The following is a 12,457-nucleotide window of genomic DNA, read 5'->3' on the forward strand; positions in this document are numbered from 1 at the left end:
CTCTTCCTACTAGTTATTTTTATATGAAACTGCTAACTTACCAGATTGGCACAAAAGTATTGATTTCTTCCAGCACTGCTTCTATTTCCTCTAATACAGAAGCGTTTAACTCTAGGCCGGATGCCTTCACATTTTCTTCTACCTGTCCAGGTCTGCTTGCCCCTATAATGGCTGAGCTGACATTAGGCTGTCTTAACACCCATGCTAATGCAAGCTGTGATAATTCCACTCCTAGACCATTCGCAATGGCTGAAAGTTTCTGAACACGTGTCAGCACTTCGTCATTCAAGTAGCTTGTAATCCATTTATTTGTTTCTTCATTTGCTGCACGGCTTTCAGATGGCACTTGCTCGTTCGGCTTGTATTTTCCTGTTAAAATACCTTGTGCAAGCGGGGAGAATACAACTTGGCCAATTCCCTCCTTCTCACTGACAGGAATCACTTCTTTCTCAATATAGCGGACCATCATATTGTAGATTGGCTGATTAGAGATGAGCGGTCTTAAATTCTTCTCTTTGGCAATATGTGCAGCATCGGTTATTTGCGCTGCCGTCCATTCGCTTACACCTGCATAAAGAATCTTTCCTTGTGCAGTTAGATCATCGAGTGCTCTTAAGCTCTCCTCTACCGGAGTTTCCGAGTCAAAGCGATGGAATTGATACAAATCTATATAGTCTACACCTAATCTCTTCAAGCTTGCATCACATTGCTCCATAATATGCTTTCTCGACAGTCCCCTGTCATTCGGACCATCTCCCATCGGGAAGAAAACCTTTGTTGCCAGCACGTAGCTTGAGCGGGAATAATCTTTCAATGCTTCCCCAAGGACTGTTTCTGCAGCTCCCTTATTATAAGCATTTGCCGTATCGAAAAAGTTGATGCCAAGATCATATGCCCTGTGAATACAAGCTATGGACTGCTCCTTTTCCACTGCGCTTCCATATGTAAGCCAGCTGCCTAGTCCAATTTCACTTACTCTTAAGCCAGAGTTTCCTAGTTTTCTGTACTTCATTTCTAATCACCCAACCTATTCGTTTTTTTTAGCCATGCTTATGTGAGAATCTGCCACAAATGTGACAGCTTCCCACAAAGTTTTAGATCATCAAATTAGAAACGCTTACAATTATATTATAAAGGGTTCAAAATAAATGTCTATACTTTATATAAATTAGAATAGACATTTAAGTTTCATCCTACTTCCAAAGATGTATGCTGAGACGTATAAAGATGCCAATATTGTCCTTTTCTTTCCATTAATTCATCATGTGTGCCTTCCTCTGCAATTCGTCCCTTATCAATGAACAAAATTCTTGTTGCACTTTGAATGGTAGAAAGGCGGTGAGCAATAATGAAGGACGTTCTTCCTGCAAGCAGTGTTCCTAAGCCTTTTTGGAGAGCAAGCTCTGTTTCTGTATCAATGGAAGAAGTTGCTTCATCTAATATTAAAATTCTTGGGTCTGCCAGCAGTGCTCTTGCAAAGGAAATAAGCTGCCTTTGTCCTGCAGAAAGCCTTGTTCCTCGCTCATTTACCTCTGTTTCATAGCCATCCTTTAATGTCATAATGAAAGCATCGGCCTGAACCGCTTTTGCTGCTTCTATTACTTCCTCATCGCTTGCATCGAGACGTCCGTAGCGGATATTATCCATAATTGTTCCCGAAAAGATAAACGGATCCTGAAGCATAATGCCCATTTGCCTTCTGAGTGAAGGGATTGTTACTGTGCTGATATCCACCCCGTCTATTTTAATTTTGCCTCCATTCAAGTCATAGAAGCGGCTGATTAAACTAACAATGGATGTTTTCCCAGATCCTGTCGCCCCGACAAGCGCAATCGTCTCTCCAGGCTCAGCCCTGAAATGCACATCCTTCAAAACCCTTTCCTCTCCTTCATAACCAAACTCAACATGCTCAAACTCGACTTTTCCGTTAATTTGCTGAAGCACTTTTCCATCTGGATTATTGCGCACTGTCGGCTTTTCATCCATCATTTCAAAAATTCGCTCCAAATAAGCCATTGCATTAATGATTGCATTATAGAAGTTGCCGATATTGGAGATCGGCGTCCAGAACATCCAAATATATCCGACGAACGCTACTAAAGCACCGACGGTTACTCCTTGCCCAATCATCGAAATCCCTGCAACATAGATGAAAGATACTGTCAAAACAGAGATGTTTTCAATCGATGGCCAAAGAAGAAACTGAATATAGACAGCTTTCATCCATGACTTTTTGTAGCCTTTAGATACATCTTCAAAGATTTTCTTGTTCTCTTCCTCCCTTGCGAATGCTTGGGTTACCTTCATGCCATTGATGCTTTCATGGATATAGGCGTTCATATTAGACTGTTTATTGCTTAAGTCCTGCCAAGCCTTGCGTTGAGCATTTTTTATAAAAAAGATAACAATGGCTAACAGAGGGAAACCAACCATTGCATAAATAGCCAAACGTACGTCGATGGCAAACATAAACCCGATAATGACAATCAAGCTAAATATATCCGTAATCAAGTTGATAAGCCCATTAGAAAGAAGATCACTAAGTGAATTCACATAATTGACGACCCGCACCAATATTTTTCCGTGGGGACGATTATCATAAAAGGAAAAGGACAGTGATTGAATATGTGTAAACAAGTCCTTGCGAATGGTCTTAATAACATCCTGACCAATCTGGGCCATCATCCTGATCCGGTACTTCATACAAATTCCTGTGATAATCAGCGCTCCTAAATATATACCTGCAAGCAGCGACAGTCCGCCGATATTCCCTTCTGGAATTTCTTTATCGATTGCCTGCTTGATGAGATAAGGACCAATTAGGTTAGCACCGCTTGCCACAAGCATGATAAGAATCGTGACGATGATTTTTTTCTTATATGGCTTTATATAACCAAACAAGCGCTTTAGATGAGCAAAACTAAACGGGGTTTCTAACTCCTCATCCACATCGAACTTATTCCGTGCCACTAGATCACATCCTCATCTCTGTGCTTTTGTTCGAAGTTTCCATATTGATTTTTATACACATTAAAGTAATAACCCTTCTTCCGCAGGAGTTCATCATGTGTGCCTCGCTCCATAATTGCGCCATTATTCATCACCAGTATTTGATCTGCATCTTTTACAGAAGAAATTCTATGGGCAATGATAAAGCATGTTTTGTTTTTTTGAATAGATTTCAATGTTTGCTGAATTCGGTGCTCTGTTTCCATGTCAAGGCTTGATGTTGTATCATCAAGAATCAGGATGGACGGATCTTTTAAGATAGCTCTTGCCAGTGCAATCCGCTGCCTTTGTCCGCCAGACAGTCCGACACCTCTTTCCCCGACAATGGTGTCATAGCCTTCTGGCAAATCTTTAATAAAATCATGGGCATCTGCTAATTTTGCAGCAAGTTTAACTGCTTCATTAGATGTATTGGGATCACCGTAAGCAATATTGCCTTCAATCGTATCAGAAAACAGGAAGATATCTTGCATAACCATTGCCATTCCTGTGCGAAGCTGCTGCAGCTCCCAGTCCTTCACATTTCTGCCGTCAATCTTGACCTCACCGCTTGTCGCATCATAAAAGCGGCTAAGCAAATTAACCATTGTTGACTTGCCTGCTCCTGTCGGTCCAATGATGGCTAGTGTTTGACCTGGCTTCACTTTAAAGCTGATATCCTTCAAGATGGGTTCCTCTCCATAGCTAAAGGACACCTTATTAAACTCCACGACGCCTTTATAGTCGCCAATTGGAACAACGTTATCGAGACTGGCTATTTTTGGCTTTGTCTCTAGGAGATCCTCCACCTTTTCGGCAGATGCTATAAAGCGCTGTACATCATTTAGCAGCCAGCCAGCCATTTTCATTGGGTTGCTTAACGCCCATATGAATGAATTAAACATTACTAGCTCTCCAAATGTGAGTGTGCCTTTAATAACCATCACACCACCGGCAAAAATCATCAGCACTGTCAGCACACCAGCCAAGGAATCCAAAATCGGCAAATATTTTTCCCAAATTTTTGATGATTTTAAGTTCTTATCTTTAAATCCTTCATTGGCAATCGAAAATTTAGCGATTTCATAATCTTCTTTCGCAAAAGCCTTTACTACCCTGTTTCCACTGATATTCTCTTGAACGACTGAATTTAATTTCGCAAACTGGTTGCGAATCTCCGTAAAGGTCGGCCGGACATCCCTTGTCAGCCTGAAAGCGAAGAAGCCAATCACTGGTGTTACAATCAGGAGAGTAAGCGCCAAGGGCGGATGTATATAAAACATAAAGGCAACTGCAAACAGTAAAATGGTGGCGTTTTCAAAAATCATGTAAATCGTCCATGCTGTGAAATGCCTGACCGCTTCCATATCCCCTGTCATTCTTGCCATAATATCGCCTGTTTTAGTACGGTCGTAAAAGCTGAAATCCAATCTGTGCAGGCGGTCATACAATTGTTCTCGTATATTGTAAATAACATTTTGTGAAACATTCTCAAAAATCATCTGATACGTATAGCGGATTATCGTCCTAATAAATGTTCCAGCAATCATGATACCAAGTATCGGCCACAGCAAATGAAGCTGCTTGCCATACATAACATCATCCACCATCTTCCCAGCCAAATAAGGGTTTAACACACTTAAAGCTGATACGATGACTGCGCAAAAAAGGCCGATAGCTATCTTAAGACGATAAGTATGTAGAAACCCCCATATCCATCGCAGACTATGCATCTAGTCGGCTCCCCCTTCTATCTTTTTTTCCTTTACAGCAGCATGTATTTTTTAGCTCCCTCCCTTAAAACAAACATTACCGAATAATCATATTAGCGTTACTTGCTTTCTATGTATGTCCTCCAAATAAAATCTATCATTTTTTTAATAGACCAAATTACACAGCAACCTCTGCTTTCTTTTTCTTCCATTTAAATGTAAATATAAATCTCGCACACGTCCCGTAGATGGCAGGAGCGAAGAATAGGAAAAAAATGAAATTAACATAAATCAACAAATAGATAATTAAAATCACTAAAAGCAAGATAAAGGAACGAAAGGGTTTCTTCACAACTAGAAAAAGACTGACCAGCACAGTGTTCTTTATTGGCAATTGCAGGTGCACTAAATTCCAAGCTAAGTAAGTAAAGAAAATAATGGATAGCAAAAAAGCATATATGCACACAAATTTAAGGACTGCTGCCGCAAACGAGTCAATTGTTTGTGGAAACGGCAGAATGATGAAGGTTCCGATATAGATAAATAAACCAAACATAATCGCAGACAGTCTTTTATTGTTGGCATATTTAGGGCTGATCTCTTGAAACAGCTTGCGCACAGAAGTGCCGTTTCCTTTGAATATCTCATCAATAACCGCCAGTAATGTGGATGTGGAAGAAATCAATCCGCATACAAAAAAGCCTTTTCCTGCATAAAACCAAAATAATAAACTTGCCCTGACTAAACGGTATGTAATGTCCATAAAAGAAAAAAACTTGCTGTCGATGAATCGGCTTTTATACAAGATACTCCCTCCTTATAAAAAAAGGCTGCCTGAAACCAGGCCGACCAATACAAGGTTTCCCGTATTAGGTCAAAGCATTTCCAGACAGCCTCTTTATTGTTATTTCAAGCCATATTCTTTGCGGATTTGATCTGCTACTTCCTTCAGCTGTTTCTCTGCATCCTTGCTGCCATTAAGATTGATGTTATCAATGACAGGCTGGATTTTACTTGCAATTTCAGCATACTCAGGAATGTAAGGAGCGTTCATAACCGTTCTGCCTTCTGCTAAAATTGTTGACAATGCTTTCGCATTTTCAGGCGCATTTGCCATTGACTCAATTTTATCTGCATTCCTTTTTACGACAGGCACTGCTGATATTGTGTCTACCTGCAGGTCTTGACCTTTTCCAGTAGTCAAGAATTCAAGAAGCTTATATGCTTCGTCAGGATGCTTCGTCTTTGAGCCAATTCCGATTGGAAGATAAGAAGCTGCTGCTACATTTCCTGCTTTTCCTGCCGGAAGTGGAACAACATCCCATTTGAAGTTAGCGTTTTTCGATGTATCAGACCAATCCCATGGTCCCATCATTTTCATTGCTGCTTGACCAGCGAGGAACATATTGGATAAACCTTGGCTTTGAGCAGAAGTTGGCTGCACATGATATTTATTGATCAAGTCTGCCCCAAATTTAATTGCCTCAATAGATTCAGGCGAATCAACGATAACTTCCTTGCCATCCTGGCTGACAAAACCTCCGCCATTTTCAACAAGCAATTCATTTGTATAGAAGTTTTCCATACCGAACTGAACTGTTTTGCCGTTTTTCTCGACTGTCAGCTTTTGAGCTGCTGCAAGGAAATCATCCCATGTCCAGTCATCCTTAGGATATTCAAGACCAGCAGCATCAAACATATCCTTGTTGTATCCAAGCATGAAGGCAGATGCATCACGAATAAGTGCATACTGTTTTCCATCCACTTGGCCTAGTGAAAGAACATTTGGCATATACTCTTCTTCATTGATTTCTTTATCAGATAAATCCATCAACACATCTTTACCCACAAATTGACCGAATGCAGAAGGCTGAAGCCAAACTAAATCAGGCTGATCGCCGCCAGCAGACATTGTCAGGAATTTATCATTGAATTTATCATATGGTGCATAGACTTGCTTTACTTTAATTCCAGGGTTCTCTTTTTCAAATTCCTTAAAAATTTCCCCTTCCAGCTTTGTTCCTTCTGGATTATTATTCCATACGAGAATACGCAGTGTTACATCTCCTGATTCCCCGCTAGCAGACTCAGAATCTGAGCCAGAACAGCCTGCTAAAAATGCAGATAGAGCTAATACAAAAGTTAACAGTAAAGCACTTAATTTCTTTTTCTTTCTCACGTGATTTACCCCCTTAGGTAATGTTTTTGTATGGATAACGGATAAATGAGATTCATTTATCCAAGTGATACCATAGATTAGCCCTTTCCGCCTGTTGTAGCAATTCCTTGGACAAAGTACTTTTGACCAACAAAGAAAATGATAATAAGCGGTAAGATAATAAAGACGCTCGCTGCCATCATCGGTCCCCATTGAATTAAGAGAGCCCCTTTAAATTGCAGAATTCCGAGTGCAAGCGTATATTTGGAATCATCATTTAAATAGATTAATGGATTAAGAAAGTCATTCCACGTCCACATAAAGCTCAACAAAGCGACAGTAATAATAGAAGGAACTGATAACGGAACGATAATTCTCCAGAAAATACCGAAAGGACCACAGCCATCGAGATAGGCACTCTCTTCTAGCTCCTTTGGGATTGTCTTAAAAAATTGACGCAGTAAAAAGATGAAGTAAGCGCTACCAAAGAAAGATGGAACAATTAGCGGCAGGAACGTATTAACCCACCCCAGCTTAGAAAAAATCATATAGACAGGAATCATCGTTACTTGTGGCGGAAGCATCATTGTTCCAAGCAAAAGCACAAACCAGAAATTCCGTCCTTTCCCTTTTATCCTTGCAAAACCGTATGCGACGATTGTAGAAGAAACAACTGTCCCAATAACTACACATACAGTGACAATAATAGAGTTCATGTAATACTGCCCAAAGTCCACTAGTGTAAATACTTCTTTATAGTTCGCTAAATCCCATTCCTTTGGCAGCAATGTCGGTGGAAATGCCATTGCTTCATTTTCCGGTTTTACAGAAGTTCCAATCAGCCACAAAAAAGGGAATAAAAAGAGAATAGAAAGTGCAATAAGTAAAAAGTAAGTAAGTGCCTTTTCCGCTTTTCTTCCTTTCTTCATGCTGCGCAGTTTCTTTGCTTTCATTGCAGCAGTCGGCTTCGCAGGTGTTATTTCCATAACTGCCCCTCACTTTCCTTATTCATCGTATTCGTAATACACCTTTTTCCCAAATACTTTAAACTGAATTAATGTGAAGATAAGAATGATAATGAATAAAATCCAGGCGAGTGCAGACGCATACCCCATCTTAAAGAACTTAAAGGCATCCTGGTATAAATAGAATACATAAAACAGAGATTTATAGTTTGGTCCGCCATTGCCGCTGCTGACAACATAGGCTTGTGTGAATATCTGAAAAGAACCAATCAGCCCCATAATCAGATTGAAGAAGATAACATTAGAAGTCATCGGGATGGTAATATTCCAGAACTTATGGAATTTGCCTGCCCCATCCAGTTCGGCTGCTTCATACAGAGATGCGGGAACACTTTGAAGTCCTGCGAGATAAATAACCATACCGCCGCCAGCACCCCATAAGCTCATAATAATCAGTGTCGGCTTTACCATGCTTTCACTTAACAGCCAATTTGATGTCGGCAAATGAAAAAAGGACAGGATGCTGTTCGCAATACCGAAATCCGGCTGAAAGATTAATATCCATAGCAACGAGCTGGCAACTGTTGGCACTAAGGAAGGTAAATAAAAGATTGTCCGGAATACCCCCATAAATCTCACCTTTGTGTTCAGCAAGACAGCAAGCATGTAACCGACAACTAAACCAAGAGGAACGCCGACAATTGTATAAAAGAAGGTATTCCATAATGACTGCCAAAACAGCGGATCTTCAGTAAACAGCTTTTTATAGTTTTCTAATCCGACCCAATTCGCTGCCCCAAGTCCTGAGTAATCAGTAAAGGACATGTATAGGGAATACACCATCGGGCCAGCCGTAAAGACGAAAAAGCCGATCAGCCATGGCAAAATAAATAAGTAAAACAATAAAGTTCTCGATTTATTCATTTGCTTCACCTTCCATTTGATAAAATCACCAACTGCAATTCTTGCTTGCTAAATCACTCCCCCCCTTTTTCTTTATCTTAAAAAACGCAATACTTTAACCATCATGTAACTACTTTTTGTCAGTTATTTAACTTACAAATAAAGTTATGTAAGCCTTTTCAACTACAATTACATATTAACTTCTTAATTCAAAATTATCAATATATTTTTAAAGTATTTTACCTAAAATTTTTAAACTTATTAAGTAATTAAATTAGTTTAGTAACCTAAAATAGTCAGTACAACCCTCGTACTTCTCCAACATGCGTATTTATACCTATAACAAAAAAGCTTTTATATATAGGAGATTATCTATACACTTAAACCAATTTCTACAGTTAAGTTAATGATACTTTCTATAAGATTACCGATTACTTAAATTAATTCAAATACTTATTGTCTTCCATATTTATAATTGATACAATCAAACATATAATGTTGTAAGGGTTTTCATTCCAAATGGCGAGGTGCAGTGATAATGGCAATCCATGTAAATCTAGAAACGAAGGAATTTCATTTGTGTAACGACAAAATCAGCTATATTTTCAGAGTGCTAGAGAAATCCAACCAGCTTGAGCATTTGTATTATGGAAAAAGAATTCGTCACCGTGCGTCTTTTAGGCATTTAATTGAAAGGGAGATACGGCCATCCTGCAATTTATTTGAACATGATCATACTTCCTCCTTCGAGCATATTAAGCAGGAATATCCGAGCTTTGGGACAACTGACTACAGGCAGCCAGCCCATATGATCACAGATAACATCGGCAGCAAGGTAACAAACTTTTGTTATGAAAGCTATAAGCTTATCAAAGGTAAACCAGCACTTGAAAACCTCCCTGCTGTGTATACAGAGGCAGAAGCCGAAGCAGACACATTAGAAATAACTCTTTACGACAGCGTGCTTCAGGCAAGTCTCCTCCTCAGCTATACGATATTTCGTGATCGCAATGTTATTTGCAGAAGTGCGAGGTTCCATAATACATCTGGCAGTCCCTTCTTTCTCGATTCAGCGATGAGTGCATCTGTCGATTTGCCTGATGACCAATTCGAGATGATTAGTCTTGCAGGTGCATGGGCAAGAGAGGCACATATGGAAATCCGTCCTTTATCCCCCGGGATTCAATCGGTGTACAGCTCAAGAGGTGCAAGCAGTCATGCCCATAATCCCTTTGCCGCATTTAAGCGCTTCGACACGACAGAGCATACAGGGGATGTTTATGGTTTCAGCCTTTGTTACAGCGGTAATTTCCTTGCACAAGCAGAGGTTGATACATATGGAGTTTCCCGTATTATGATGGGCATTAATCCGTTCCAATTCAGCTGGAAGCTTAATCCTGGCGAAACATTCCAGACACCAGAATGTATTATGGTATATACAGATGAAGGCTTAAATGGAATGAGCCAAACATTTCATCAGTTATATCGCGAGCGTCTGGCGAGAGGTTATTGGCGGGATCGTGCCAGACCTATTCTTATTAACAATTGGGAAGCTACTTATTTTGATTTCAATGAAGAAAAGATTCTTTCTATAGCTGAAACAGCCCAAAAGTTGGGTATTGAGCTGTTTGTCCTTGATGATGGCTGGTTTGGCAACCGGAATGACGATACCTCCTCTCTTGGTGACTGGTTTGCAAATAATCAGAAGCTTCCCGGCGGTATTAAAGGATTGTCTGAGAAAATTAACCTACTGGGAATGAAATTCGGTTTATGGTTCGAACCAGAAATGGTATGTAAAGATACTAAGCTGTTTAAAGAACATCCTGACTGGATTATTGCAACACCTGGCCGCATGTCTTCACATGGGCGCAACCAATTTATTCTAGATTTCAGCAGAGATGAAGTGGTGCAGCATATTTTCAAACTCATGGATGAGATAATTGAAAATGCTGAAATTAGCTATATCAAATGGGATATGAACAGATACATGACAGAAGCCTACTCAATTAACCTGCCAATTGATCAGCAAGGAGAAGTGAGCCATCGCTACATCCTTGGTGTATACAAACTGTACGAGATGCTTCTGGCGAAATACCCAAAAATCCTGTTTGAATCTTGTGCCGGCGGAGGCGCCCGATTTGATCCCGGTTTGCTTTATTATGCACCGCAAGCTTGGGCGAGCGATAATACAGACGCTGTCGAGCGTTTAAAAATTCAGTATGGCACAAGCTTCGTCTATCCGCTCTCTTCCATTGGCAGCCATGTGTCTACTGTTCCAAACCACCAAGTTGGACGGATGACACCATTGGACACACGGGCGAATGTCGCTTACTTTGGCACATTTGGTTACGAATTGGACATCACCAAGCTTAACGATGAAGAGAAAGAAAAAGTCAAACAGCAGACTGCTTTCATGAAAGAACACAGAGATTTTATCCAAAAGGGAAATTTCCACCGTATATTATCACCGTTTGATTCCAACGAGGTATCTTGGATGGTTGTCGCAAACGATAAGAAAAAAGCAATTGTCGGCTATTATAAAATCCTCGCTAAGCCAAACGAACGTTATCACAGGCTTAAGCTGACAGGACTTGATCCTGACAAACTATATTCCATTGAAGGCAGAAACACACAGCATTATGGGGATGAGCTCATGAATGTCGGCATTCTGCTTTCCGAGGATTATACTGACCGTGCACAAGACTACTGGCAGCGGGAGAAGCCTAGCGACTTTGCTTCCTGCTTGTTTATCTTGACTGAAGCTTAAAATAAACAACTCGATTTTTAGGAGGACATCACATGACGAATTATATGGTTTTCGACGTTGGAGGCAGTATGATTAAATTCGCTGTTATGAAGGACGATGGCGAATTTATCGAAAAAGGCGAACTGCCAGTTTCCGACTCAGATTTCAGCCTGTTCCAGGAAACAATCATTGAGACAGTGCTGGAGAACAAGGTAAAGCATCAAGTTGCAGGGATTGCCTTCAGCTGTCCAGGTGGAGTCGAAAGCGATACAGGCATTATCGGCGGTTCCAGCGCACTTCCCTGTATTCACGGACCTAATTTTAAAACCATTTTCAGTGAGGCGACAGGACTTCCTGTTGAGCTGGAAAATGATGCGAATTGCGCTGCATTAGGAGAAGTCTGGAAGGGTGCGGCAAAGGAAAACGAAAATGTGCTGTTTACAATCATTGGCACAGGGATAGGCGGAGCGATTATTAAAAACCGCCGCATTCATAAAGGCGCCAATCTCCATGGCGGAGAAATAGGCTATATGGTGCTGCAAGTAGTAAAGGAAGACGGAAAAACAGCCTTCCAAACATGGAGCCAGCTAGCTGCCACAGGCGCTTTAGTTAAAAATGTCGCCAAACGCAAAGGCATGAAGCCAAGTGAACTGAATGGAAAAGTAATCTTCGAGAAAGCTGCAGAAGGGGATGAGATTTGCCTTGAAGAAATTGATGAATTTTATCTCCGCTTGGCGCAAGGTATTTATAATATCCAGTATGTGTACGATCCAGAAAAGATTATCCTCGGCGGAGCCATCAGCAATAGAGATGATTTGATTGAGCAAATCTACAAAAAAATCGATCTTCTGCTCGAATCTGTGCAGGCTGCAAAAATTAGACCAATCATTGAGTCCTGCCAATTTAAAAATGATGCTAACCTGCTTGGAGCACTATATCACTATTTGCAATGCCAAGCACCTGAATCGGTGGAAGCATAACAAAA

9 protein-coding genes are annotated in these 12,457 nt (G+C 40.5%); 2 read left to right on the forward strand and 7 right to left on the reverse strand.

The features are described 5' to 3' along the window. Nucleotides 1–37 precede the first annotated feature (37 nt). The 7 genes from M3600_RS03245 to M3600_RS03275 form a co-directional block, all read right to left on the reverse strand. Nucleotides 38–1,012, reverse strand: a complete 975-nt coding sequence (locus tag M3600_RS03245) for an aldo/keto reductase family protein (RefSeq protein WP_233316556.1) — start codon at nt 1,010–1,012, stop codon at nt 38–40. Nucleotides 1,013–1,188: 176 nt separating this feature from the next. Beyond that, nucleotides 1,189–2,970, reverse strand: coding sequence for an ABC transporter ATP-binding protein (locus tag M3600_RS03250; protein WP_233316557.1), 1,782 nt, complete (start codon nt 2,968–2,970; stop codon nt 1,189–1,191). Beyond that, nucleotides 2,970–4,721: an ABC transporter ATP-binding protein gene (locus M3600_RS03255; RefSeq protein ID WP_233316558.1), complete on the reverse strand. Its 1,752-nt coding sequence runs from the start codon at nt 4,719–4,721 to the stop codon at nt 2,970–2,972. Before M3600_RS03255 ends, M3600_RS03250 begins: the two co-directional genes overlap by 1 nt. Nucleotides 4,722–4,878: 157 nt before the next feature. Then, nucleotides 4,879–5,505 (reverse strand): hypothetical protein, encoded by a 627-nt coding sequence (locus M3600_RS03260; protein WP_237941869.1) that lies wholly within the window; start codon nt 5,503–5,505, stop codon nt 4,879–4,881. A gap of 99 nt (nt 5,506–5,604) precedes the next feature. After that, on the reverse strand, nt 5,605–6,879 hold the full coding sequence (locus M3600_RS03265) for an ABC transporter substrate-binding protein (RefSeq protein WP_251644723.1): 1,275 nt from the start codon (nt 6,877–6,879) through the stop codon (nt 5,605–5,607). A 77-nt stretch (nt 6,880–6,956) separates the two neighbouring features. Beyond that, on the reverse strand, nt 6,957–7,844 hold the full coding sequence (locus tag M3600_RS03270; protein WP_233316561.1) for a carbohydrate ABC transporter permease: 888 nt from the start codon (nt 7,842–7,844) through the stop codon (nt 6,957–6,959). 18 nt (nt 7,845–7,862) lie between these two features. Then, complete coding sequence (locus M3600_RS03275; protein WP_233316562.1) at nt 7,863–8,747, reverse strand: carbohydrate ABC transporter permease; 885 nt, start codon at nt 8,745–8,747, stop codon at nt 7,863–7,865. A gap of 517 nt (nt 8,748–9,264) precedes the next feature. On the opposite strand from M3600_RS03275, the gene M3600_RS03280 reads away from it, so the two are divergent. Continuing rightward, nucleotides 9,265–11,493 (forward strand): alpha-galactosidase, encoded by a 2,229-nt coding sequence (locus tag M3600_RS03280; protein WP_251644724.1) that lies wholly within the window; start codon nt 9,265–9,267, stop codon nt 11,491–11,493. A gap of 32 nt (nt 11,494–11,525) precedes the next feature. Beyond that, nucleotides 11,526–12,452, forward strand: coding sequence for an ROK family protein (locus M3600_RS03285; protein ID WP_251644725.1), 927 nt, complete (start codon nt 11,526–11,528; stop codon nt 12,450–12,452). Nucleotides 12,453–12,457: the final 5 nt, after the last annotated feature.

It is taken from the genome of Niallia sp. MER 6 (assembly GCF_023714395.1).
GTDB lineage: Bacteria > Bacillota > Bacilli > Bacillales > Cytobacillaceae > Niallia.